Below are 24,640 nucleotides of genomic sequence, written 5' to 3' on the forward strand. Positions count from 1 at the left end.
GTGCCACCAGACATCCGTCGGCAGCTTCCCGCGCGCCGCCTTCTCGGCATCGACGAGCCCCGGCGCCATATACGGCTCGCGGTCGACGGCGTCGGAGTCGAAGTGGTACCGCTCCGGGTCCTTCACGTAGACGAGGATCGTGTCGTGCTTCGTGGGCCAGCGCGAGCGGCTCTTCGCGCCGTAGTCGTATGCCCAGACGATCTCATTCAGGAAGTGGTCGCGGCCGAACACCGCGTCGAGCATGACCTTCGCGTAGTGCGCCTCGCGGTAGTCGAGGTGCAGGTAGAGCGTGCCGTCGTCGGCGAGCAGGCGCCACGCCTCGCTGAGCCTCGGCTCGAGGAAGGCCCAGTAGTCGTCGAAACGGTCGTCGAACGTCGTGAGCGTCTGGCGGATCCGCTCGTACCGCCGCCCATGGAAGCCGTTCCAGACGGGGTTCTCGGTCGCGTTGAGGAAGTCGTCTCCGAAGAGGGCGCCGTCAGGATCCTCGCCGTCGTCGATCGCGTCGACGTGCACGGCGTCGGGCGCGTGCGTCACGCGCTGCGTCGTGTGCTGGCGCTTCCGCCCCGTGTTGAAGGGCGGGTCGAGGTAGATCATCGTGAAGGCGCCGTCGGGCAGCGTCTGGATGACCTCGAGGTTGTCGCCATGGTGGATCGCGACGGGCGCGCCCTGGCTCAGGCCCCGCTGCGGGGCGGAATCGGCGAGGGTCACGGGACGCGGTGCAGCCACGGGTCGGTCGAGAACTTCGTGCGCACGAGCTCCTCGGCCTGCGCGAGCTCCTCCGGCGTGACGGATCCGCGCTCGGCGCCCGTGAACCTCTGGAACTCGGCCATGAACGCGTCGAGGATCGCGCGACGCTCCATGCCCGTCTGGGTGCGAATGGGATCCACGCGCTTCGCGGCGGACGTCGTGCCCTTGTCGCTGAGCTTCTCGCGGCCGATGCGCAGAACCTCGGCCATCACCTGGCCATCGATGTCGTAGCTCAGGGTCGCGTGGTGCAGGATCCCGCCGTTCGCGAGCCGCTTCTGCGCGGCGCCGCCGATCTTGCCCTGCGGGCTCGCGATGTCGTTGAGCCCCTGGTAGGTCGCCTCGATGCCGATCGCCTTCAACGCCTGCAGCACCCAGTCGTCGAGAAACGCGTACGAGTCGGCGAACGTGAGCCCGGCGACGAGCGACGCCGGCACGTAGAGCGAGTAGGTGATGATCTGCTCGGCGCCCATGAGCATGGCGCCGCCGCCCGAGATCCGGCGCACGACGTCGAAGCCGTGGCGCTTCGCCCCCTCGGGGTCGACCTCGTTCTTGTACGACTGGAAGGATCCGATGACGACCGCCGAGCGGTCCCATTCCCAGATCCGCAGGGTCGGCTTGCGCAGCCCCTCGCCGACGCGCTCCGTGAGCACCTCGTCGAGCGCGAGGTTCATCAGGGGCGACACGGCGGGATCGTCGATGATCTCCCACGCGAAGTCTGTCCATGTCGAAGCGGTGACGAGCGCGCGGCGCACGGCCGTGCCGACGGATTCGGGGGTGAAGCCGAGCAGCTGCGCGCCGTCGGGCAGGGCACGGCGGATCGCGCCGGCGATCGTCGGCACGTCGGCCGTGTCGGGCAGGCCGACGACGGCGCCGTTGATGTCGATCAGGGCCTCGTCGGGCTCGAGGAAGAAGTCGCCCGCGAGCGCGAACTCGCTGATCTTCCCCTCGGACACCTCGAGGTCGACGACGACGAGCTTGCCGCCGGGAACCTTGTACTCGCCGTGCATTCCTCCAGGGTAGTCGGGCGGGCTGGTAGGGATCCGGTCGCGTGCGCACAGCACAACGCAGTCGATCCGACAAGGAGGCGCAGGACACGCCGTCATCCCCCGGCACCGACCGCCGTTCTGACTGCGTTGTGCTGCGAGAGGGACAGGCCTACGCCGGGAACCGCGCGGCGAGCCAGGCGAGGATGTCGGCGCGCACCTGCTCCTGCACGTAGCCGTTGAGGATCTCGTGGCGGCCCGCGTACACCCGCGTCGTCACGTCCGTGAAGCCCGACCGCTCGCGGTATGCATCCGCGAGCGCGTGCACCGCGCGGGGCCCGCCCACGGGATCATCGCGACCCACCATGAGCAGCAGCGGCCTGTCCGGCAGGTCCTTCTCGGGGCGGCCGATGAGCCGCAGCGTGTTCAGCGGGCCGAACGCCTTCGCGAGCGGTGTCTGCGTCTGCAGCGGATCCGCGAGAGCCGCGTCCTGCACGGCCGGATCCTCGCAGATCCACTCGTTGCCCTTCGCGTCCGGACCATCCCAACGGGCGTTGAGCGGCATCGCGTTGAGGTAGCCGGGCCATCGGAGCGCGGATCCGACGAGCACGATCCCGTCGTGTGCGCCCGGGTGGTCGTTGACGATGATCTGGGTGAGGAACGAGCCCCACGAGTGGCCGAGGATCACGAACGGCAGGCCCGGGTTCTCGGTGCGCGCGATCTCAGACATCTGCCATGCGGCCTCCTCCGCCGCACGATGACCGCCCTCGCCGAGGTGGGCGAGCAGGTCGGCGGATCCGTGCTGCCGCATACCCGTGCGCCCGTGGCCGCGGTGGTCGTCGGCGTAGACGACCCAGCCGGCCCCGGCGAGCGCCTCCGCCAGCGCCCGATAGCGCCCCGCATGCTCGCCGACGCCGTGCAGGACGTGCACGACGCCGCGCGGTTCACCCTCCGGCTCGTAGCGGTCGTAGTAGATCGTGGCGCCTCGGCGATCGACGAACTCAGCCATGGCGCGATCCTCCCACATCGAGCCGTTACCCAAACTAATGACCTAAACTAACTATTGCGATGACAGACGACGACTCCCTCCAGAACGACGCCTCCGAACTGCGTGCCGCGACGCTGCGGCTTGCGCGGCGCCTCCGCCAGCAGCGATCGGTCACCACGATGAGCGATGGACAGTTCGCCGTGCTCGTGAACGTGCACCTGCACGGCCCCCACACCCTCACGGCCCTCGCCGAGCGCGACGGCGTCACGGCGCCGTCGATGACCCGCACCGTCACGTGCCTCGAGGAGCTCGGCTACGTCACCCGCGTCGCCGACACCGACGACCGCCGACGAGTGCGCATCGCGGTCACCGAGGCAGGATCCGCCGTCGTCGAGGAGACCGTCGCGCGCCGCGACAACTGGCTCGCCCAGGTGCTCGCGGGCCTCACCGACGACGAGCGCCGCACGGTGCACGACGCGGCCGCGATCATCCTGCGGGAGGTGCACAGGTGAGGAACATGTTCCGCTCGCTCGGCATCTTCAACTACCGCCTGTGGTTCCTCGGGGCGCTCGTCTCGAACATCGGCGCGTGGATGCAGGCGACCGCGCAGGACTGGGTCGTGCTCACCGAGCTCACGAACCACGACGCGACGGCGGTCGGCGTCACGATGGCGTGCCAGTTCGGGCCGCCTCTCGTGCTCGTCGGCGTCACGGGATGGGTCGCCGACCGCTTCGATCGCCGGAAGCTGCTGCTGCTCACCCAGTCGAGCCTCGGGATCCTCTCGGTCGTCATCGGCGTGCTCCTCCTCACGGGTGTGCTCACGCTGCCGATCATGCTCGTCCTCGCCACACTCTTCGGCGTGGCGAACGCCTTCGACGCCCCGGCGCGGCAGGCGTTCGTGAGCGACATCGTCGGCCGCTCGCAGGCGTCGAACGCCGTCGCGCTCAACTCGGCGTCGTTCAACATGGCCCGGCTCATCGGCCCCGCGGTCGGCAGCATCCTGCTGATCCTCGTCGGCAGCGGGTGGGTGTTCGTCATCAACGCCGCGACCTTCGCCGCAATGCTCGCAGCGCTGATCCTCATCAGGCGCGACGAGCTGCAGCCCGTCGCGCGCTCGAAGAAGGGCGGCGGCCGCCTCTCGGACGGCGTGCGGTACGTCGCGGGCCGTCCCGACCTCGTCGTGACATTCGCGATGGCGTTCCTCATGGGCGCGTTCGGGATGAACTTCCCGATCTTCGCCTCGACGATGGCGGTCGAGTTCGGCCGCGACGCCGACGGCTACGGCCTGCTCAGCTCGGCTCTCGCGGCGGGATCCCTCGTGGGCGCCCTGCTCGCCGCCCGGCGCGACCGCGCGCGGCTGCGCGTCGTGATGCTCGCCTCCGCGGGCTTCGGCGCGATGTCGATCGTGTCGGCCATGATGCCCGCCTACCTCGCGTATGCCCTCGTCTGCATGGCGATCGGCTTCTGCACCGTGACGATGCTGACGACCGCAAACGGATTCGTGCAGACGACGACGGATCCGGCGCTGCGCGGGCGCGTACTCGCGCTGTACCTGGCCGTGATGATGGGATCCACCCCGATCGGCGCCCCGATCATCGGCGCCGTCGCGGATGCATGGGGCCCGCGCACGGCGATCGTCGTCGGCGGCATCGCGGGGCTCGTCGCGGCGGCGATCGGCGCGGCGTGGCTGCTGTTCTCGGGCCGCCTGCACCGTGCCGACGACCGGCGATTCCACCTGACGATCGATGAGACCCGGCCCGTGACTGTCGTCACGCCGGTCGTCGAACCGACCGGCACCGACGACGCCGTCGCCCAGACGCACGCGGCGCCGACGCGCCGCTGACGGTCGGCCCCCGATACAGGCAAGCGCTTTCCGTGATGTGATGGATGCATGTCTCTGCGCGCACTGATCGCCACAGCCGAGGGCCGCTACGAGGATCCCTGGCACCCGTTCGCCGACACGACGGCCCGGCTCGCGGCCGCACTCGGCGAGGCCGGTTTCCACTCCGAGGTGGCGCCCGTCGACGAGGCGCTCGGCAGGATCGGCGACGCCGACCTCCTGGCGGTCAACGCCGGGGATCCGTGGCGGCACGACCCGCCGATCATCGGCGCCCCCACCGACGCGATCGCGGGCCTCGACGCCGCGCTCGACCGCGGCATCGGCGTCCTCGCGATGCACACATCGCTCGCGTCGCTGCGCGACTACCCCTCGTGGCCCATCGCGACGGGTGGGATCTGGCTGCCCGGGATCTCGATGCATCCGCCGCTCTCCGACGCCCGCTTCGATTGGGAACCGCACCCGCTCGCGGGACCCGAGCCGCTCATGGCCGTCGACGAGCGCTACGCCTACATGCAGCCGATCGGCCCGCGCGACATCGTCGCGACCCACGAACACGAGGGCGTGCGCCACCCGGTCGTGTGGACGAGGGAGCACGGATCCGCCCGCATCGCCGTCGACCTTCTCGGCCACGACGCCCGCTCATACGACTCCCCGGATCACCGGGCGCTCATCGGCCGCCTCGCACGCTGGGCGGCACGGGCGTAGTCGACGCCACCTCTCCCGCGAACGAACAGGTTCTGCGCGAGAGAACATGAGATGTCCTGTGCGCTCGCACAACTCGTGTGCGCTCACGGGCGGGTGCCGGATCAGTCGCCCAGCTGCCCCAGCGTGCGCGGGCGCACGATCATCCAGAGGGCGAGGATCCCGACGATCGCGCACGCGATCATGATCGACGCCATCGACAGGGGCGTGATGCCGGCCGTCCACACCGACACGACGCCGACGAGCGGAGAGATGAGGCCCGCGACGCCGTTGTTGGCGGCGCCGAGCACGCTCGCCGCGGTCCCGGCGGCGTCGGGGTGGCGGTCGAGCGCGAGCACCTGCGCGCACGGGAAGGTGAACCCGCACGAGCTCATGAACAGGAACAGCGGGACGATCACGCCCCACGCGCTCGGAATGAGCTGCGCGCAGACGGGGATCGCACACGCGCTGACGAGCAGCGCCGCCGTGGAGAAGGCGAGCACCCACTGCGGTCCGTGCCGCACGGCCAGCCGCGCGGCGATCTGGTTGCCGATGATGAGCCCGACCGAGTTCGCGGCGAAGATCAGGCCGAACTGCATGGCGCTCAGGCCGTACCCGGTCTGGAACAGGAATGACGAACTCGACAGGTACGAGAACAGGCCAGAGAACGTCATCGCACCGATGATCAGAACCCCCACGTACACGCGGTCCGAGAACACGACCCGATAGCGGTGCCGGATCGACGTCGTCTCGGCCGTCGCGCGGTCCTCCTTCGGCCGCGTCTCCGGCAGCGAGAAGATCGCGAACAGGAGCATCGCGACGCCGTACCCGGCGAGCGCGACGAAGATCCCGCGCCACGGCAGCACCTCGAGGAGGGCGGATCCGATGAGCGGCGCGATCACGGGCGCGGCGCCCGTGACGAGCGCGAGCCGCGAGAGCATGATCGCGAGCCGCCGGCCGCCGAAGAGGTCGCGCACCGTCGCCATCGCGACGACGCCGCCGGCGGCCGCGCCGACGCCCATGAGCACGCGTGCGACGCCGAGCATCTCGATCGACGGCGCGAAGACGGCGATCGTGGTCGAGACGACGTGGAGGGCCGTGCCGATCAGCAGGGGCCAGCGGCGTCCGACGGCATCGCTCAGCGGACCCGCGACGAGCTGGCCGAGCGCGAATCCGATCATCGTGCCCGTGAGGGTGAGCTGCACCGCGGCCTCGCCGACGCCGAACTCGCTCTCGAGCAGCGGGAACGCCGGCAGGTACAGGTCGACCGTGAACGGGCCGAGCGCCGTGAGCGCGCCGAGCAGCAGGACGTAGGCGAGCCGGCGGGCGCTCGAGAGCTGATCCCCGCGATGCTCGCTCGCCGTCTCCCGCGACGCACCGCGCACGCGATCCGACACGGGCACGACGCCCGTGGGGATCGGGATGAGCCCCGTCGCGGCGGGGATCATGCCGGTATGGGGGTGCGCGTCGTCGTCGCGCTCGTGTTTCGTCACGGGGTCCGGACCTTCGCTCGAGATCGTTTCACTGGCATCGTCGACGCTACCGGCACCGGGCCGCGCACGGCGAGAGCCGCCTCACGCGCGCGGCGCGTCCGCGAACCGCCGCCGGTACGAGGTCGGCGTCGTCCCGAAGGCCTGGACGAAGGCCTGGCGGAAGGCGACCGCACTGCCGAAGCCGCTGGCCTCGGCGATCCGGCCGATGGGATCCGTCGCGGTCTCGAGCCGCACGCGGGCCGCGTCGAGGCGCCGGCGCCGCACCCACTGCGCCGGCGTCGCCCCGGTCGCTCGGCGGAACCGGCGCGTGAAGCTGCGCCGGCTCATGAGCGCGCGGCGCGCGAGCACCTCCACCGTCAGGCGCTCCGCGAGATTCTCCTCGACCCAGGCGAGCACCGGCGCGATGTCGTCGCTCACGTCACCGGTCTCCGGCACCGCGTCGACGTGCTGCGCCTGCCCGCCCTCGCGGTGCGGGGCGATCACGATCGAGCGGGCGACGGATGCCGCGACCGCCGCGCCCAGGCGCTCACGGACGATGTGCAGGCACGCGTCGAGGGCCGACGCCGTGCCGGCGGAGGTGAGGACGTCGCCGTGGTCGATGTACAGCGAGTCGGCGTCGACGTCGACCTCGGGCCGGAGGGCGGCGAGCTCCGCCGTCGATCCCCAGTGCGTCACGGCCTGGCGCCCGTCGAGGATCCCGCTCGCCACGACGGGGAAGCCGCCGAGGCACAGGCCCACGATCGTCGCGCCGCGCGCGTGCGCGGCGACGATCAGGCGCACGAGGCCGTCCGGCACGGCAGGGAGGTCCGCCGGCCAGCTCGGGAATACGAGGATGTCGGCGTCGGCGGTCGCGTCGGCGCCAGCGACCCCGTCGATCCGCAGGCCGCCGGAGGTGCGCACAGCGCCGCCGCCGTCCGTCCAGACCGTCGTGCGCCAGGGATCCGCGCCGCCCGAGCGTCCGACCTCGTCGAAGACGAGCACGGGCGTCGACAGGTGGAACATGCTGATGTCGTCGAAGGCGTGCACCGCGATCCTCATCTGGCCTATTTTCATCGAACATGTGTCTCTACGCCACTCACGCGCGGCGATCGCCCCACGGCATGCTGGATCCGCGCCGCCGGACCGCGGCGCTTCGGAAGGAGACACCCATGACCGCAGGACGCCGCGCCCTCATCGTGATCGACGTGCAGAACGAGTACGTCGACGGGCCGCTCGAGGTGCAGCACCCCGACCGCTCCGGCTCGATCCGCGCCATCGCCCGCGCGATCGACGCCGCGACGGCCGCCGAGATCCCGATCGCCGCCGTGCAGCACGAATACCCGGAGGGCGCTCCCCTCTTCGCCCGCGGATCCGCAGGATGGGATCTGCAGCCCGAGGTCGCCGCGCGCGTGACACCGGCGTGGGCGCGGTCGACGAAGAGCGTCGGCACGGTCTTCGCCGACGAGGGGCTCGTCGCGTGGCTGCGGGAGAACGACGTCGACACCGTGACGCTCGTGGGGTACATGACGAACAACTGCGTCCTCGCCTCCGCCGCCGGCGCCGAGCCTCTCGGCATCGCCGTCGAGGTGCTCTCGGACGCCACCGGCGCGATCCACCTCGCGAACGCGGCCGGATCCGCGAGCGCGCGCCAGGTGCACGAGACGCTCATGGTGCTGCTGCACTCGAACTTCGCCGCGGTCGCGACGACCGAGGAGTGGGAAGGGGCCCTCGCCGCGGGCGAGGCGCTGCCGAAGAGCGACCTGGTCGCCTCGGCCCTGAGCGGGCGCGAGGAGGCCGCCGTCGCCTGATCGCCTGCACATCCGTTCAGGCCTCCCCGTTCGCCATCCGCCTTCGATAGCGTCGGAGCGACACCGCTCGGGGCGCCGTCGCCCCGGCATCGGAGGCGAAGGAGCGTTCATGAACGGCAGCCAGACCATCCGCAGGGGCGGGCGGCGATGAAGAAGCTCATCGGCGACCCGCAGCACGTCATCCGCGACGCCCTCGTCGGCCTCGACAAGAGCACCCCGCAGGTGCGCGTCGATCACGACAACCGCGTCGTCCTCCGCGCCGAGCCGAAACCGGACGGCAGGGTCGCGCTCGTCTCGGGCGGTGGATCCGGGCACGAGCCGCTGCACGGCGGCTTCGTCGGCCTCGGAATGCTCGATGCGGCGTGTGCGGGTGAGGTGTTCACGTCGCCCACGCCCGACCAGATGGTGGCCGCGACGACCGCCGTCGACCGCGGCGCGGGCGTGCTCCACATCGTGAAGAACTACACGGGCGATGTGATGAACTTCGAGATGGCGGCGGAGCTCGCCGGATCCGTCCGCGTCGAGACCGTCGTGACCGATGACGACGTCGCAGTGCAGGACTCGAGCTTCACGGCGGGCCGGCGCGGCGTCGGCGTCACCGTGCTGCTCGAGAAGATCGTCGGCGCGGCCGCCGAGGAGGGCCGAGACCTCGACGCGGTCGCGGAGCTCGCGCGTCGCGTCGCCGACAGCGGCCGCTCGATGGGCGTCGCCCTCACGAGCTGCACCGTCCCCGCCGTCGGCAAGCCGACCTTCGACCTGCCCGACGACCAGATGGAGGTCGGGATCGGGATCCACGGTGAGCCCGGCAGGCGGCGGGTCCCCGTCGCCCCCGCGTCGGAGATCGCGGAGATGATCGTCGAGCCGATCCTCGCCGACCTCGACATGACGACGTCGCCGGTCATCGCGATGCTCAACGGCATGGGAGCGACGCCGCTCATCGAGCTGCACCTCATGTACGGCGAGGTCGCGTCGCTGCTCGAGAAGGCGGGCGTGACGGTCGCCAGGAGCCTCGTCGGCAACTACATCACCTCGCTCGACATGGCGGGCTGCTCGCTCACCCTGCTGCGCGCCGACGACGAGATGCTCCGCCTGTGGGACGCTCCCGTGAACACGGCCGGCCTGCGATGGGGAGCGTGATCGCGTGACAGACACGATCACCGTCGCCGCGGCGACGGCCTGGCTCGAGGCGTATGCCGACGTCGTCGACGCGCAGCGCGACCACCTCACCGAGCTCGACTCGGCGATCGGCGACGCCGACCACGGCGCGAACATGAGCAGGGGCACGCGCGCCGCGGTCGACAAGGTCCTTGCGGATCAGCCCGCCCACCTCGACGGCCTGCTCAAGGCCGTCGGGATGACGCTCGTCTCGACGGTCGGCGGCACGAGCGGGCCCCTGTACGGCACCTTCTTCCTGCGCCTCGCCGCCGCGCTCGGTCACGAGGGTGAGGCGGATCCGGCCACGCTCGCCGCGGGACTGCGCGCGGGGCTCGACGGCGTCATCGCTCGCGGGAAGGCCGAGGCGGGCGACAAGACGATGATCGACGCGATGGATCCCGCGGTCGCCGCATTCGAGCGGGCGGTCACCGGAGGATCCGTGCTGGGCGCCGCGGCGAGCGCGGCCGCCGATGCCGCAGACGCCGGGCGCGACGCGACCGAGCCGCTCATCGCGCGCAAGGGGCGGGCGAGCTATCTCGGCGAGCGCAGCGCCGGCCACATCGATCCGGGGGCCGCCTCGACGGCGCTCCTGTTCCGCTCTCTCGCCGAGGCGCTCGCGGCATGATCGGGATCGTCGTCGTCTCGCACAGCGCGCCGCTCGCCCGCGCCGCGCTCGACCTCGCGCTCGAGATGGTTCCGGAGGATCCGCCCCACGTCGCCCTCGCCGCGGGCGCCGGGGAGGGCATCACGGGCACCGACGCGACGCGCGTCGCCGACGCGATCAGCGCCGTCTCGGGCGACGACGGCGTGCTCGTGCTCATGGACCTCGGATCCGCCGTGATGAGCGCCGAGATGGCGCTCGAGTTCATCGATCCGGGCTGCGAGGTGCGGCTCACGCCCGCGCCGCTCGTCGAGGGGCTCGTCGCGGTCGTGGTGAGCGCGGCCGGCGGCGCGACGCTCGACGAGGCGGATCGCGAGGCGCGCGGGGCGCTCGCGGCGAAAGAGGATCAGCTCGGCGTCGCGGGCCCGGAGGCGGACCACGAGAGCGAGGCGGCCGATGCCGCGCCGGACGTCGGCGCACCCGCGGGGGTCCGCCTCACGCTGACGAACGACGTCGGCCTGCACGCGCGCCCGGCCGGGCTCGTCGTCCGGGCCCTCAAGGGCCTCGACGTCGAGGTGCGCATCGGAACCGACGCGCACGCGCCCGTCGACGCCCGCAGCCTCATGGGACTCATGTCGCTCGGCGCCGCGCATGGCGACGTCATCGCCGTCACAGCCGAGGGCCCCGACGCCGCCCGGGCGCTCGACGCGATCCGAGAGCTCGTCGAGAACGGCTTCGGGGAGGACGCCGCGGAGTAGGCGCGACGCCGCCCCGTGCGCGCCGCACGATCGGTGGTCACGACACGCCCTGTCGCCGCGGTGCAAGACGGCGTGTCGTGACTGCTGACATCACGGTGGTCACGACACGCCCGGACGAGCGCACGCCGTACGGCGTGTCGTTGCCACCCGCGTGAGCGGCGACCGCCGTCAGCCGCGCGGTGCGTACCGTTTCGGCGGGAACGCCTCGGCCACGACGGCGCGGAGCGCCTCGAGGTCGCCCGAGACGAAGCCCGCCGTGCGACCCTGCACGAGCAGGTTGCCGATCGCGGTGGCCTCGATCGGCCCGGCCTCGACGGGGATCCCCGCGCGGTCGGCCGTCAGCTGGCAGAGCAGCTCGTTGAGGGATCCGCCGCCCACGATGTGGATCGTCTCGACGGGCACACCCGACAGCTCGGACGCCGTGCGCACAGCCCCCGCGAACGCCTCCGCGAGGCTCTCGACGATCGAGCGGGCGAACTCGGCGCGCGTCTTCGGGACCGGTTGGTCGTGCTCGGCGAGCCACGTCGCGATCCGGCCCGGCATGTCGCCCGGCGGCATGAAGACGGGATCGTTCGCGTCGAAGATCCCGACCTCGCCGCGCACCGCGCCGGCGCCTGCGAGCAGCGCCGGGAGGTCGATCTTCTCGGCGCCGGGCTCTCGCTCCCACTCGCGGATGGTCTCGCTCAGGAGCCACAGACCCATGACGTTGTGCAGGAAGCGCGTGCGCCCGTCGACGCCGCCCTCGTTGGTGAAGTTCGCCTCGCGCGCCGCGTCTGTGAGGACGGGCCGCTCGGTCTCTACGCCCACGAGGCCCCACGTGCCGCACGAGATGTAGGCGGCGCGGTCGGCCTGCATGGGCACCGCGAGAACCGCCGACGCGGTGTCGTGGGATCCGACGGCGACGACAGGCGCGGATCCGCCGAGCTCCTGCGCGACGTGCGGCAGGAGGGATCCGATCGTGTCGCCCGGGTCGACGAGCGGGGGAAGGATGCGCTCCGGCACCCCGAGGCGCGCGGCGAGGTCGAGATCCCACTGCTTCGACGTCACGTCGAGCAGCCCCGTCGTCGAGGCGTTCGTGCGCTCGGCGGCCTTCTCGCCCGTGAGCATCCAACCGAACAGGTCGGGCACGAGCAGCAGCGAGTCGGCTGCCTCGATCACACCGCGCTCGCACGCGAGCTGGTAGAGCGTGTTGAACGGGAGGAACTGCAGGCCGTTGCGGCGGTACAGCTCCTCGAACGGGGCGACGGCGTGCACGGCCTCGACCCCGGCGGCCGTGCGCTCGTCGCGATAGTGGAACGGGATGCCGAGCATCCGGTCGCCCCGCATCAGGGCGTAGTCGACGGCCCACGAGTCGATGCCGATCGACGCGAGCCCGGGCGCCCGGCGGAAGGCCTCGGTCAGCCCGCCGAGCGCCCCGCGGTAGAGCGCGAGGAGATCCCAGTGCAGGCCGCTCGGGGTGCGCACGGGGTGGTTCGGGAAACGGCCGACGGTCTCCATCTGGATCCCGCCGTCCGCGAAGCGCCCGACGATCACCCGCCCGCTCGTCGCACCGAGGTCGACTGCGGCTACAGAACTCATCGCACCACCCCCATCACAACGCAGTCAATCCGATGGCTTCGAGCATCCATCAGGCCGTATCCGGCTCTTGCAGCCCAAATCGACTGCGTTGTGCTGAGGACCGCTCGGTCAAGAGGCACCCGGCCAATTCCGAGCATCGCGAGAGCTGTCATCGTTCCTCCTCGAACACAACGCAGTCGATTCGTGTGCCTCGGCGCCCTTCGCCGCGCAGGACAGCCCCGACCGTCCGAATCGACTGCGTTGTGCTGTTCAAGACGCGGTCGATCAGCGGACGAAGGCCTGGGCGACGCCCGAGTCGACCGGGATGTGCAGGCCCGTCGTGCGGCTGAGCTCGGGGCCTGTCAGGACGTAGACCGCGTCGGCCACGTTCTCGGGCACGACCTCGCGCTTGAGGATCGTGCGGTTCGCGTAGAACTGGCCGAGATCCTCCTCGTTCACGCCGTAGGTGGCGGCGCGCTGCGCGCCCCAGCCGCCCGCGAAGATGCCGGATCCGCGCACGACGCCGTCGGGGTTGATGCCGTTGACGCGCACACCGTGCTCGCCGAGCTCGACGGCCAGCAGGCGCACCTGGTGGGCCTGGTCGGCCTTCGTCGCCGAGTAGGCGATGTTGTTCGGGCCGGCGAAGACCGAGTTCTTCGACGAGATGTAGATGATGTCGCCGCCCATGCCCTGCTCGATGAGGGGCTTCGCAGCCGCCTTGGACACCAGGAAGGATCCCTTCGCCATGACGTCGTGCTGGAGATCCCAGTCCTTCTCGGTCGTCTCGAGCAGCGGCTTCGACAGCGAGAGGCCGGCGTTGTTGACGACGAGGTCGACGCCGCCGAACGCGAGGAGGGTCTCGTCGATCGAGGCCGTGACGGCGGCCTCGTCGGCGACGTTCGCGGCGACCCCGACGGCCACATCCGTGCCACCGAGCTCGGCCGCGGCGGCCTGGGCCTTCTCGAGGTCGAGGTCGGCGATGACGACGCACGCGCCCTCGGCCGCGAGGCGCTTCGCGATCGCCTTGCCGATGCCGCTCGCCGCGCCGGTGACGAGGGCGATGCGGCCCTGGTGGGTCTTCGGCTTCGGCATGCGCTGGAGCTTGGCCTCTTCGAGAGCCCAGTACTCGATGCGGAACTTCTCCTCGTCGGAGATCGGCGCATAGGTCGAGAGCGACTCGGCGCCGCGCATGACGTTGATCGCGTTGATGTAGAACTCGCCGGCCACGCGGGCGGTCTGCTTGTTCTTGCCGTAGCTGAACATGCCGACACCGGGGACGAGGACGATGAGGGGATCCGCTCCGCGCATCGCCGGGCTGTCGTCGGTCGCGTATGCGTCGTAGTAGGCCGCATAGTCGGCGCGGTACGCCTCGTGCAGCTCCTTCAGACGGGCGATGGAGTCTTCCACCGACGCGTCCGCCGGGAGGTCGAGGATCAGCGGCTTGACCTTCGTCCGGAGGAAGTGGTCAGGGCAGCTCGTGCCGAGCGCGGCGAGCTCTGGCGCACGCTCCGAGGCGAGGAAGTCGGTGACGACCTCGGCGTCGGCGAAGTGGCCCACCATGGGGGCGTCGTGCGACGCGATCCCGCGGATCGTCGCGGCGAGCGCGGCGGCCTTCGCGCGGCGCTCCGCCTCGGGCAGCGCCTCGTAGCCGGCGCGCACGGCGCCGAAGGGCTGCGCGGATCCGTTCGCCTCGATGTACGCCTGCGCCTGCTCGATGATCCAGAGCGAGTTCCTCTCGCATTCGTCGCTCGTGTCGCCCCACGCCGTGATGCCGTGGCCGCCGAGGATCGTGCCGACCGCCTGCGGGTTCGCCTTCTTGATCTCGGCGATGTCGAGGCCCAACTGGAATCCGGGGCGGCGCCACGGCACCCACACGACCTTGTCACCGAAGATCTTCTTCGTGAGCTCCTCGCCATCGGCGGCGGTCGCGATCGCGATTCCGCTGTCGGGGTGGAGGTGGTCGACGTGCGGGGCGTCGACGAGGCCGTGCATGGCCGTGTCGATCGACGGGGCGGCGCCGCCCTTGCCGTGCAGGCAGTAATCGAACGCCGCGACCATCTCGTCCTCGCGGTCGATGCCGGGGTACACATCGACGAGCGCACGCATGCGGTCGAGGCGCAGGGCCGCGAGCCCCTTCTCCTCGAGCGTGCCGAGGTCGCCGCCGGATCCCTTGACCCAGAGCAGCTCGACGGGCTCGCCCGTGACGGGGTCGGTCTCCGCGCCCTTCGCCGACGTGTTCCCGCCTGCGTAGTTCGTGTTCTTCGGGTCGGCGCCGAGGCGGTTCGACCGGGTGATCAGTTCGGTGACGGTGGGGTTCGTCATGGTGTCTCCTTGGTGGGGTCGCGACCGGAGGCGCGGGAATCGGGATCAGGCGAGCCGGGCTGCGAAGGTGTCGATCGTCGCCTCGGCTCCGGGTTCGTCGGGGCGGTTGAGGTGGCCGTGGCGCGTGCCGGACTCGACCGTGCAGCGCACGTCGGCGTCGACACCGGCGAGCGAGTGCGCGAACGCCTCGCCCGAGACGCGCAGCTCGTCGACCTCGCTCGCGACGATCGTCGTGGGCGGGAAGCCGACGAGCTCGCCGTCGGTCGCGGTGCCGGGCGCCCCGATCGAGTCGGCCGTGTCGACGGATCCGCCGAGGTAGTTCTCGTACATCTCACGCACGGCGGCGGGGGCGAACTGCGCGCTCAGCCCCGCGTCCGCGAGTGCGGCGGCGAGTTCGACCGGCACCGCCGGCTGCACCGCGTGCAGCGTCGGGTACGCGAGCACGACGTGCGCAGGCAGGGCGCGACCCGTCTTCAGCAGGCGCACGACGACGCCCGTCGCGAGGTTGGCGCCCGCGCTCGCGCCGCCGATCGCGACGCGGGAGGGCTCCCCGCCCCACTCGGCCGCGCGGTCACGCGCCCAGGCGAGGGCGCACTCGATCTCCTCCGAGGCGATGGGATAGCGCACGCCGTCGTGGGGCTCGTGGTCGGCCCACCGCGATCCGGGCTCGATGGGGGCCAGCGCGTAGTCGACGGACACCGCCGTGATGCCGCGCGCGGCGAAGGCGCGCGCCACCCAGTCGCCCTCGGGCATGTCGATGGATCCCGCGGCGAACCCGCCCCCGTGCGCCCACACGACGACCGCGCCCGTGGGCGCCTCGGCCGCGTACACGCGCACGCCGAGCGGCCCATGGGGGCCGTCGAGCGTCACGTCACGGGGACGCATCACGCGCCCCAGCCGGCCTGCTGGCCGCCGACGCGCGCGGCCTCGATCGACTCCTGGTAGCCCGAGTCGGCGAACGCCTGCATCGGGTCTGCGGGCAGCCCGCGGGCGGCGCGCCACTCCGCGAGCGCGGGGCGCACATCGGTGTAGAACGCGTCCATGAACACCTGGTTCGCGGCGAGCACGTCACCGGAGATCTGCGCGGCGCGCAGGGCCTCCGTGTCGACGAGCAGCGCGCGGGCGGTCATCTCCTGCACGTTGAGCACCGAGCGGGTCTGGCCGAGGATCTTGTTCTCGACGTTGTGGCACTGGTCGAGCATGAACTGCACATCGGGGTTGTTCAGGCCGCCGCCGCGCACGACTTCGAACACGATGCGGAAGAGCTGGAACGGATCCGCCGCGCCGACGATGAGGTCGTCATCGGCGTAGAAGCGGCTGTTGAAGTCGAACGAGCCGAGCTTGCCGAGGCGCAGGAGCTGCATCACGATGAACTCGATGTTCGTGCCGGGCGCGTGATGGCCCGTGTCGAGGCACACGAGCGCCTTGTCGCCGAGGGCGGCGACCTGGGCGTAGGACGTACCCCAGTCGGGAACGTCGGTGTGGTAGAACGACGGCTCGAAGAACTTGTACTCGAGCACGAGGCGCTGGTCGTCTCCGAGCCGGTCGTAGATCGTCTGGAGCGACTCGTGCAGGCGATCCTGGCGCCCGCGCATATCAGCCTGGCCCGGGTAGTTGGAACCCTCGGCGAGCCAGATCTTCAGGTCGCGCGAACCCGTGGAGTCCATCACGTCGATGCACTCGAGGTGGTGGTCGATCGCCTTGCGGCGGATCCGCTCATCCTCGTGCGTGAGGGCGCCGAACTTGTAGTCGTCGTCCTGGAACGTGTTCGAGTTGATCGTGCCGAGGGCGACGCCGTTGTCCTCGGCGTGCTTCCGGAGCGCCGCGAAGTCGCTGAGGTCCCACGGGATGTGCAGCGCGACCGTCGGGGCGAGGCCCGTCAGCTTGTGCACCTGCGCCGCGTCGGAGATCTTCTCGAACGGATCGCGCGGCGTGCCGGGCGTGCCGAACACCTTGAAGCGGGTGCCGGAGTTGCCGAACGCCCATGAGGGCAGCTCGATGGCCTGCGTCGAGAGCTGATCGAGGAGGTCCGGGGAGAGGATGCTCATGGTTCACGAGCCTTTCTGTCGATCGTCGCGGCCGCCATCGGCCGCGCGGATGCGGATGTTCAGTTCTCGGCGCGCGCGGCGCGAAGCTGGGATTCGAGGTGGAACACCTCGGGGAAGGTCTCGGCGCTCTGATCTGCGCGGCCGTCCTGGGCGAGGAAGAAGGGCGCCATCTCGGCCTCCCATCTCGCGGCGACCTCGCTGCTCGCGAGATACGCCTGCGAGGCCGCGTCGTCGTCGGTCTCGTAGAAGCCGACGAGCTCGCCGCCGCCGAGGTGGAAGATCGAGTAGTTCCGGCGGCCCGAGGCCGCGATCTCGTCGAGCATCTCGGGCCTGACGGGGTCGTGGCGCCGCATGTACTCGTCGAGCATCTCGGGCTTCACGCGCAGCCGGAACGCGATGCGCTGGGTCTCGCTCGTCATTGAGGTCCCTCCCTCGTCATGAATCGTTTCATTATGCCCATATCGGCCGGGGATGCGCAAGGCCGCGTTCGCCGCCCACCGCCCCGATAGGATCCAGGGAACACCTGAGGAGGTCGGATGACGGTCAGCATCCGCGACGTGGCGACCCGGGCCGGGGTCTCGGTCGGCACGGTCTCGAACGTGCTCAACCGCCCGAAGGCGGTCTCCGACGCGACGGTCGACCGCGTGCGCCAGGCGATCGACGACCTCGGATACGTGCGCAACGACGCGGCACGCCAGCTGCGCGCCGGCCGCAGCACGACGGTGGGCCTCATCGTGCTCGATGCCGGCAACCCGTTCTTCGCCGACGTCGCGCGCGGCGCCGAGGACGCGGCCGCGCAGCGCGGGCTGTCGGTCCTCCTCGGCAACAGCGACGAGCGGCGCGATCGTGAAGACGCCTACCTGGCGCTGTTCGAGGAGCAGCGGGTCCGCGGCGTGCTCCTCTCCCCCAGCTCCGAGACGCTCGCGGCCGCCCGGCGCCTGCGCGACCACGGGATCCCCGTCGTCCTCGTCGACCGCACGGCGCCCGGATCCGACTTCTCGTCCGTCGCCGTCGACGACATCCGCGGCGGATCCATCGCGGCAGGGCACCTGCTCGAGCAGGGGCGCCGCCGCATCGCGTTCGTCGGCGGGCAGCGTTCGCTGCGCCAGGTCGCCGACCGCTTCGCGGGCGCCGAGCGCGCCGTCGCGAAGGTCGAGGGCGCGCACATCGAGCGCCTCCCCACCGACCAGCTGACCGTGCTCGCCGGACGCGACGCGGGCGCCGAGATCGCGGCGCGCGCGCCGGAGGACCGCCCTGACGCGATCTTCGCCGCCAACGACCTCGTGGCGGTCGGCGTGATGCAGGCGCTCGTGATGATGGGCTCCCTGCGTGTACCCGAGGACATCGCGCTCATCGGCTACGACGACATCGCGTTCGCACAGTCGACGGTCGTCCCGCTCACGTCGATCCGCCAGCCCGCGCAGCTCATCGGATCCACGGCCCTCGACGTTCTCGCCGCCCTCGCCGACGATCCGACGCGCGCCGCCGAGACGATCGAATACGAGCCAGAGCTCATCGTGCGGGAGTCGACCGGCGGCTGACGCTCGCATCCCCGCGAGCGAGCACCTGTGCGGATGCTCGCTCGCGGCACCGCCTCAGCTCGAGCTGCGGATGTCGGCGACGTACTGCGCGACCCGCGCGAAGAGGGCCTCGTCATATGGCCCCCACTCGGGGCGCGGCGTGTCTTCGCCGCGGTAGGGCTCGTCGCCGTAGCGCGCCTGATAGTCGGCGAGCTTCCGCTCGAGGTCCGCGCGGACGTCGGCGTACGCGGGGTCCCCCGCGACGTTGCGCACCTCGGACGGATCCGCCCGCAGGTCGTACAGCTCCCATTCCGGTTCGAACACGGCGTCGGAGGCGCCGGGCACGCCGAGGCCTGCGCCGTAGTAGTAGATGAGCTTGTGATCGGCGGTGCGGATCCCGTAGTGCGCGGGCGCGCCGTGGATGGGGTCGTCGTGCTCCCAGTAGCGGTAGTACGCGGCATCGGGCCAGTCGTCGACCTCCTCGCCGCGCAGCAGCGCGCGGAAGCTGCGCCCCTGCGACGTCGGGAGCGCCTCGTCGGGATCCAGCCCGGCGACGTCGAGGAAGGTCGCCGCGAAGTCGACGTTCGTGATGATGCCCTCGCAGCGCGATCCGGCCGCGATCTCCGCCGGCCAGCGCACGAGCATCGGCATCTGCAGGGACTGGTCGAACATGAGCCGCTTGTCGAACCAGCCGTGATCGCCGAGGAAGAACCCCTGATCCGAGGTGTAGACGACGAGGGTGTTCTCGGCGAGCCCCCGCTCATCGAGGTGGTCGAGCAGGCGGCCGACGTTGTCGTCGATCGACTGCACGGTCTGCAGGTAGTCGCGCATGTAGATCTGGTACTTCCAGCGCACGCGCGCCTCGCGGTTCTCGTCGCCGCGCAGGTGCTCGGGCACCTCCTGCTTCAGGTCGTCGGCGCCCATGTCGTCGGCGAGCGTCATGTGCACGCCCTGTACGGCCCGGCTGCGCGTCGCGTAGTCGTCGAAGAGCGTCTCGGGCTCGGGGATGGATCCGTCCGCGTAGAGGTGCCTGTGCTTCTCGTCGGGGATCCACGGGCGGTGCGGCGCCTTGTGGTGCACCATCGCGACGAACGGATCCTCGCCGACGGAGTCGATCCAGTCGAGCGCGAGGTCGGTGACGATGTCGGTCGCGTACCCCTTCACCGTGTGGTGCCCGCTCGCGTCGATCATCTCGGGGTCGATGTAGTCGCCCTGGCCGGGGAAGATCTTCCACGCGTCGAAGCCGCGCGGCTGCGCGATCTCCTGCTCGCCGAGGTGCCACTTGCCGAACATCCCCGTCCGGTAGCCGACCCCGCGCAGGGCGTCGATGAAGGTGGGGACGCGGTAGTCCATCTCGGTCCAGATCGACGAGACGCCGTTGATGTGGCTGTATGTGCCGGTGAGGATCGTCGCGCGCGACGGGCTGCAGATCGAGTTCGTGCAGTACACGGCGTCCATGCGCACCCCCTCCTCGGCGAGGCGGTCGAGGTGCGGCGTGTGGTTGATCCGACTGCCGTACGCCGAGATGGCGTGGGCGGCGTGGTCGTCGGACATGATGAAGATGATGTTCGGGCGGTTCATCGCGTCTCCTTCTCTCTTCGGGCTCTCTGCGGGCGGGTGTCAGCCGACGAGCGTCGGCGCGAGCAGCAGGTGCTCGGGGGCGGATCCGTCGCGGGCGGCCACGACGACGAGGCCTGCGCAGGCGCGGCCGCCCTCGGCGAGGGGGAGGCTGGCGTAGCTGACGCCGGGCCACAGCGCCGGATCCAGGGCGCCCGCGGCGAGGCCGACGACGCGGCAGCGGGGGTCGCGGGCGCGCGCGGTCGCGAACACGGTTTCGACGTCGGCGCCCCACGAGCACACGAAGGCGGTCGTGTCGGGCGGCGCGGCGCGCGCGTCGAGCAGTTCGCCGATGCGGCGCGCGAGGTCGGCTCGGTGGTCGATGCCGGTCTCCGACGCGTCGATCGCGGCGAGCGATGCCGAGGTGATGGTCGTCTGCAGCACGTGGACGGCGACGTCCGGGTGAGCCGCGAGCTCGCGGAACATCGCCTGCTCGCGCACGCGCTCGGCGTGGGAGGCGATCTCGGGGCGCACATAGTGCACGGTGCGCACGCCGTCTGCGACGAGGCGCTCGACGACGAGCTGGACGCCCCGCGCGTAGTCGAAGTCGACGGTCGAGTACGCGACGTCGGCGGATCCGCAGTCGATCGCCCCGAACGGGATGTCGTGCTCCGCGATGGCGCGGGCGAGGTCGTCTGGTACGGCGTGGTCGTCGTGCCCGACGAACACGAGCCCGTCGAGCTGCCCGCTCCGCACGGCGTCCACCCCGGCGAGATGGTCGCGCGTCGCGAGGAACATGAGCTGATACCCCTCCGCAGCGACGCCTTGGGCCAGCCCGTCCGCGATCGCGGCGTAGCGCGGATAGGCGAGCGGCTTGTCGAGGATCACTCCGATGAGCCGGGCCGCGCGCTGCCGCAGCGACCGTGCGAGCGAGTTGGGCACGTAGCCGATCTCGCGGGCGATGCGACGGATCCGAGATCGGGTGCGCTCGGCGAGAGGGAAGTCGCTGTTCTCGTTGAGCGCGTAGGACACGGCCGACACGGAGACGCCGGCTCGCTCGGCGACATCACGGAGGGTGGGGCGCTTCATGGATCAGCCCTCGGTCGGCGCGGCGCGGTCCGCGTGCCGCGCCGCGAGCACATCGACGTTGTCCGCGACGCGGCGCCTGCTGAGGGGATACCACGTGAGCAGCATCACGGCCGCGACGCCGTACAGCACGGCCGGCACGAGAGTCGAGATCGCGTAGATCCCGTCGATCGTCGCGGCCGACTGCTGCACGCCGCCCTCCTGATAGCCGACGATGCCGAGCGCGATCCCGCCGGCGCCTCCCGCGAGCGCGAAACCGAGCTTGCGGGCCCACGTGTTGATCGCGTAGACCGTGCCGTCGTCGCGCTCACCCGTGCGCACCTCCTCGTAGTCGACCACGTCGGCGATCAGCGCCCAGACGAGCAGGTTGTAGGTGCCGACGCCGAAACCCGCGACGACCGAGAGCACGATGAACGCCCACGGCGAGGTGACGTGCAGCAGGAACATGAGGAGGAACACGGCCGCGCTGACGAGCAGCATGCCCGCGATGAACTCGCGTTTGCCGATCCGGCGCGCGACGGCGGCGGCGAACGGCGCGAGGACCAGGCCCGGCAGGAAGCTCGCGAGCTGCGCGGGCCCCGACAGCGCGCCGTTGTTGAAGTGGTTCAGCCAGAGGTACGCCGCCATGGCGTTCACGAGCAGGCCGGCGAGCATGAGGATCAGGTTCGATCCCATGAGCGCGATCAGCGCGCGGTTCGTCGCAAGCGAGCGCAGGAGCGTCGCGAAGGAGGCGCGCTCGCGCGGCTCGGCCTTGACCCGCTCGCTCGTGAGCCGATAGCAGAAGGCGTAGTAGACGACGGCGGCCGCAGCGAAGGCGATGCCGATGCCGAAGAACGCCCCGGGACGTACGGTCGACACGCCGTCGACCGTGCCGTAGATGACGAGCGGCGGCACGAGCGCGACGAAGATGCCCGCGATGTTCGCGCCGATGCCGCGGAAGACCGACAGCGACGAGCGCTGCCCCGGATCCGGTGTGATGACCGCCGCGAGGGAGCCGTAGGAGATGTTGACCATCGTGTAGAACACGGATCCCCACAGCACGTAGGTGACGACGGCGTAGGTGAGCTTCGCCCCATAGGCCCACTCCGCGACGAAGGGCGCGTACATGAGGGCGCTCATCACGGCGAGCGGGACGGCGGCGCGCAGGATCCACGGACGGAATCGCCCGTTCGGCGATGGCCGATGCGCGTCGAGGAAGCGGCCCCACCCGACGTCGGTGAACGCGTCGAGGAGCCTCGTCAGAAGGAACAGCAGGCCGACGTGGCCCGCCTGCAGGCCGGCGACATCTGTGAAGTAGACCATGAGGTACGACGACGCGAGGAGGAACAGGAAGTCGTTTCCGAGGTCGCCGAAGAGATAGCCGACGCGGTCGCGCCATCCGAACGGGCGGGCGGTGCTCAGCGCCCTGGTCAGTGTGGTCTGCTGCGGGCGATTCACGGTTCCTCCTCGAGCGTGAGACGTCCGCGACTTCGCGGCGTCGAGGTCACGCTACGGAGTTCAATCGTTTGAAACAAACATTCAAACGATTGAACTCCGGCAGGCTCACCCGCCGGGGACGGGCGGAAGCTCCACGACGTCGCCGAGGCCGCTGTACCGGGGCCCCGCGAGACGGCCGACTGGGCGCAGCAGCTCCGTGTCGATGCGCCCGTCGACCATCACCGACTCGTCGACGTGCCATCCGACGACGCGGCCGACGACGAACTGTCCGCCCGTGGGGCTGAACTCGATCGTCCGCTCGTGCACGCACTCCATGCTGACCTTCGCCGCGGCGAGGCGCGGGACATCCACCTTCTCGGATCCGGCCAGGTCGAGCCCCTGCGCCTCCGCCTCGCTCACATCGGGGGCGAGGAACGCGCTGCTGCCGTGAACCTGCTCGATGAGATCGTCGGTCGCGACGTTGACGACGTATTGGCCGTCGCGCTCGATGTTCTCGATCGTGTCCTTGCGTCCCGTCGGGCGGCGGTTGATCGTGAACCCCAGCATCGCGGGATGCTGGCTGACCCACGCGAACGAGCTGAAGGGGGCGAGGTTGACGGTGTGGGGCGGGATGCCGCTCGTGACCCACGCGATCGGGCGCGGCACGACGGATCCGACGAGCAGGCGGTAGGTCGCGGCGGGGTCCAGCGGCGCGGCGTCGATGAACATCTACAGGCTCCTTGCGGTGAAGGGATTCGGGAGGGGCAGGCCGCCGAGGATCTCGGGCGGCACGTCGCGCTCGAGCGCGACGCCGTCGAGGTCGAGCGCCCTACCCCACAACTCGCGCGCGCGATGGCGCACGGTCGACCATGGCGTGATCTCCGCGGCGCCCGCGGTGCGGATCGGCCGGCGCCATCCGTCCGCAGGGAGATCACGCCACTCGACGTTGAGATGGACAGCCGCATGCGCCGCGAGGTTGCGGAGCGCCTCGGCCGGCAGCGTCGCGGCGAAGTCGATCTCGTCGCGCCGGGCACCGGGCGCCGCGAGCGACGGCGGATCATCCGATGTGCGGACCGCCTCGACGACGCGCGCGACCTCGCGGGCCTCGAGCGCGACATGGGCGACGATCCGCGCGCGGGAGAAGCCGGGCACGCGCGACGGCCCCGCCAGGTCGCGGTCGGGCAGGTCGCCGAGTACGCGGGCGTAGAAGGCCTGCCCTCGGCGGGCGAGCAGGAGATCCGCGGCGAGCGCCGGGTCCGCGACATCGTCGGTCCGCCCAGGCATCAGTCGGCCTCGAAGCGGATCCGGTTCCGCAGCTCGCCGAGGCCGTCGACGGCGGTCACCAGTTCGTCGCCGTCCCGCAGATAGCGGGCGGGCGTCCGTGCGTGCCCGACCCCGCCCGGCGTGCCGGTCGCGATGATGTCGCCGGGAGCGAGCGGGAGGATCCGCGAGACGTACGACACGAGCTCGGCGGGCGAGAACACGAGGTCGTCCGTCGCCGCGTCCTGCACGATCTCGCCCTCGACCTCACAGCGGATCCGCGCGCCGAGCGAGAACTCGTCGGCCGTCCGCATCACGGGGCCGACGGGCGTCGTGCGGGCGAAGTTCTTCCCCTGCAACCACTCGACCGTGCGGTTCTGCCAGTCGCGCATCGAGATGTCGTTGAGAACCGTGAACCCGGCGATCGCGTCGGCCGCATCGCCGTCGTCGACGTCAGCCGCCTCGCGGCCGATCACGATCGCGAGCTCGGCCTCCCAGTCGACGGCGGCCGAGGCGCGCGCGGACACGACGATGTCGTCGTACGGCCCTGTCAGGGTCGTGGCGAACTTCGCGAACAGCGTCGGATGCGCGGGGAGGCCGCGCCCCATCTCGAGGATGTGGCTGCGGTAGTTCAGTCCGACGCACAGGATCTTCGCGGGGCGCGGCACGACGGGGGCCCAGCGGTCGGGCGCGATCTCGCCCCGCGGGATCGCGCGGCCGTCCGCCGACGAGGCGAGCTCGCGCCAGTCGTGGCGCGCGAGCAGCGCTCCGACATCCGCGACACCCGGGATCGGCGTGACCGCGTCGTCTCGGACCACGACAGCCATCGTGCCGCCGGCGC

At 71.1% G+C, this 24,640-nt stretch carries 24 protein-coding genes; 8 read left to right on the forward strand and 16 right to left on the reverse strand.

The features are described 5' to 3' along the window. From GB932_RS13215 to GB932_RS13225, 3 genes are all read right to left on the reverse strand, one after another. Nucleotides 1–726: DNA-methyltransferase (locus GB932_RS13215; RefSeq protein WP_438616717.1), on the reverse strand; the 726-nt coding region annotated here is incomplete at its 3' end. Next, nucleotides 705–1,754, reverse strand: a complete 1,050-nt coding sequence (gene lplAB / locus GB932_RS13220; protein WP_156761172.1) for a lipoate-protein ligase LplAB — start codon at nucleotides 1,752–1,754, stop codon at nucleotides 705–707. The genes GB932_RS13215 and lplAB, both read right to left, overlap by 22 nt. A 148-nt stretch (nucleotides 1,755–1,902) precedes the next feature. Further along, nucleotides 1,903–2,739, reverse strand: a complete 837-nt coding sequence (locus GB932_RS13225; RefSeq protein WP_156761173.1) for an alpha/beta fold hydrolase — start codon at nucleotides 2,737–2,739, stop codon at nucleotides 1,903–1,905. A gap of 59 nt (nucleotides 2,740–2,798) precedes the next feature. On the opposite strand from GB932_RS13225, the gene GB932_RS13230 reads away from it, so the two are divergent. From GB932_RS13230 to GB932_RS13240, 3 genes are read left to right on the forward strand one after another with little or no spacing between them, the layout of a single operon-like run. Further along, entirely contained in the window at nucleotides 2,799–3,230 is a 432-nt protein-coding gene (locus GB932_RS13230; protein WP_156761174.1) for a MarR family winged helix-turn-helix transcriptional regulator, read from the forward strand. 5 nt (nucleotides 3,231–3,235) lie between these two features. After that, complete coding sequence (locus tag GB932_RS13235; RefSeq protein ID WP_156761750.1) at nucleotides 3,236–4,561, forward strand: MFS transporter; 1,326 nt, start codon at nucleotides 3,236–3,238, stop codon at nucleotides 4,559–4,561. 48 nt (nucleotides 4,562–4,609) lie between these two features. Further along, entirely contained in the window at nucleotides 4,610–5,263 is a 654-nt protein-coding gene (locus GB932_RS13240) for a ThuA domain-containing protein (protein WP_156761175.1), read from the forward strand. Between the two features lie 101 nt (nucleotides 5,264–5,364). Here the strand turns inward: GB932_RS13240 and GB932_RS13245 are convergent, their stop codons facing one another. Continuing rightward, nucleotides 5,365–6,732, reverse strand: a complete 1,368-nt coding sequence (locus tag GB932_RS13245) for a multidrug effflux MFS transporter (RefSeq protein WP_231916196.1) — start codon at nucleotides 6,730–6,732, stop codon at nucleotides 5,365–5,367. An 81-nt stretch (nucleotides 6,733–6,813) separates the two neighbouring features. Next, the gene (locus GB932_RS13250) at nucleotides 6,814–7,770 is read right to left on the reverse strand and encodes a GlxA family transcriptional regulator (RefSeq protein ID WP_156761176.1); all 957 of its coding nucleotides are present in this window, start codon (nucleotides 7,768–7,770) and stop codon (nucleotides 6,814–6,816) included. A 110-nt stretch (nucleotides 7,771–7,880) separates the two neighbouring features. On the opposite strand from GB932_RS13250, the gene GB932_RS13255 reads away from it, so the two are divergent. The 4 genes from GB932_RS13255 (at nucleotide 7,881) to dhaM (ending at nucleotide 11,033) form a co-directional block, all read left to right on the forward strand. Continuing rightward, on the forward strand, nucleotides 7,881–8,519 hold the full coding sequence (locus tag GB932_RS13255) for an isochorismatase family protein (protein ID WP_156761177.1): 639 nt from the start codon (nucleotides 7,881–7,883) through the stop codon (nucleotides 8,517–8,519). A gap of 147 nt (nucleotides 8,520–8,666) precedes the next feature. Next, nucleotides 8,667–9,656, forward strand: a complete 990-nt coding sequence (dhaK, locus tag GB932_RS13260) for a dihydroxyacetone kinase subunit DhaK (protein WP_156761178.1) — start codon at nucleotides 8,667–8,669, stop codon at nucleotides 9,654–9,656. A gap of 4 nt (nucleotides 9,657–9,660) precedes the next feature. Beyond that, nucleotides 9,661–10,299 (forward strand): dihydroxyacetone kinase subunit DhaL, encoded by a 639-nt coding sequence (gene dhaL, locus GB932_RS13265; RefSeq protein ID WP_156761179.1) that lies wholly within the window; start codon nucleotides 9,661–9,663, stop codon nucleotides 10,297–10,299. After that, nucleotides 10,296–11,033, forward strand: coding sequence for a dihydroxyacetone kinase phosphoryl donor subunit DhaM (dhaM, locus tag GB932_RS13270; RefSeq protein WP_156761180.1), 738 nt, complete (start codon nucleotides 10,296–10,298; stop codon nucleotides 11,031–11,033). The genes dhaL and dhaM overlap by 4 nt, the downstream gene beginning before the upstream one ends. Nucleotides 11,034–11,201: 168 nt before the next feature. Here the strand turns inward: dhaM and GB932_RS13275 are convergent, their stop codons facing one another. The 5 genes from GB932_RS13275 to GB932_RS13295 form a co-directional block, all read right to left on the reverse strand. Beyond that, on the reverse strand, nucleotides 11,202–12,611 hold the full coding sequence (locus GB932_RS13275; RefSeq protein WP_156761181.1) for a rhamnulokinase: 1,410 nt from the start codon (nucleotides 12,609–12,611) through the stop codon (nucleotides 11,202–11,204). A 264-nt stretch (nucleotides 12,612–12,875) separates the two neighbouring features. Next, a complete protein-coding gene (locus GB932_RS13280; protein WP_156761182.1) occupies nucleotides 12,876–14,912 on the reverse strand; it encodes a bifunctional aldolase/short-chain dehydrogenase in 2,037 nt (678 codons plus the stop codon). A gap of 45 nt (nucleotides 14,913–14,957) precedes the next feature. Beyond that, nucleotides 14,958–15,797 carry an alpha/beta hydrolase gene (locus GB932_RS13285; protein WP_156761752.1) on the reverse strand — a complete coding sequence of 280 codons (840 nt, stop codon included), beginning with the start codon at nucleotides 15,795–15,797 and terminating at the stop codon, nucleotides 14,958–14,960. After that, entirely contained in the window at nucleotides 15,797–16,960 is a 1,164-nt protein-coding gene (rhaI, locus tag GB932_RS13290; RefSeq protein WP_156761183.1) for an L-rhamnose isomerase, read from the reverse strand. Before rhaI ends, GB932_RS13285 begins: the two co-directional genes overlap by 1 nt. Nucleotides 16,961–17,019: 59 nt before the next feature. After that, nucleotides 17,020–17,379, reverse strand: coding sequence for an L-rhamnose mutarotase (locus tag GB932_RS13295; protein ID WP_156761184.1), 360 nt, complete (start codon nucleotides 17,377–17,379; stop codon nucleotides 17,020–17,022). Nucleotides 17,380–17,496: 117 nt separating this feature from the next. Between GB932_RS13295 and GB932_RS13300 the strand changes: the two genes are divergently transcribed. Then, nucleotides 17,497–18,501, forward strand: coding sequence for a LacI family DNA-binding transcriptional regulator (locus GB932_RS13300; RefSeq protein ID WP_156761185.1), 1,005 nt, complete (start codon nucleotides 17,497–17,499; stop codon nucleotides 18,499–18,501). Between the two features lie 54 nt (nucleotides 18,502–18,555). Here the strand turns inward: GB932_RS13300 and GB932_RS13305 are convergent, their stop codons facing one another. The 6 genes from GB932_RS13305 to GB932_RS13330 all read right to left on the reverse strand — a co-directional run bounded on the left by GB932_RS13305 (nucleotide 18,556) and on the right by GB932_RS13330 (nucleotide 24,626). Further along, a complete protein-coding gene (locus tag GB932_RS13305) occupies nucleotides 18,556–20,061 on the reverse strand; it encodes a sulfatase family protein (protein ID WP_156761186.1) in 1,506 nt (501 codons plus the stop codon). Between the two features lie 39 nt (nucleotides 20,062–20,100). After that, a complete protein-coding gene (locus tag GB932_RS13310) occupies nucleotides 20,101–21,126 on the reverse strand; it encodes a LacI family DNA-binding transcriptional regulator (protein ID WP_156761187.1) in 1,026 nt (341 codons plus the stop codon). Nucleotides 21,127–21,129: 3 nt separating this feature from the next. Then, nucleotides 21,130–22,560, reverse strand: a complete 1,431-nt coding sequence (locus tag GB932_RS13315; protein ID WP_197517485.1) for an MFS transporter — start codon at nucleotides 22,558–22,560, stop codon at nucleotides 21,130–21,132. 105 nt (nucleotides 22,561–22,665) lie between these two features. Continuing rightward, on the reverse strand, nucleotides 22,666–23,268 hold the full coding sequence (locus GB932_RS13320; RefSeq protein WP_156761188.1) for a flavin reductase family protein: 603 nt from the start codon (nucleotides 23,266–23,268) through the stop codon (nucleotides 22,666–22,668). After that, entirely contained in the window at nucleotides 23,269–23,823 is a 555-nt protein-coding gene (locus tag GB932_RS13325; RefSeq protein ID WP_156761189.1) for a maleylpyruvate isomerase N-terminal domain-containing protein, read from the reverse strand. Then, entirely contained in the window at nucleotides 23,823–24,626 is an 804-nt protein-coding gene (locus tag GB932_RS13330) for a fumarylacetoacetate hydrolase family protein (protein ID WP_306769969.1), read from the reverse strand. The genes GB932_RS13325 and GB932_RS13330 overlap by 1 nt, the downstream gene beginning before the upstream one ends. Between the last annotated feature and the right edge of the window lie 14 nt (nucleotides 24,627–24,640).

It is taken from the genome of Microbacterium karelineae (assembly GCF_009745985.1).
In the GTDB taxonomy this organism is placed as follows: domain Bacteria; phylum Actinomycetota; class Actinomycetes; order Actinomycetales; family Microbacteriaceae; genus Microbacterium; species Microbacterium karelineae.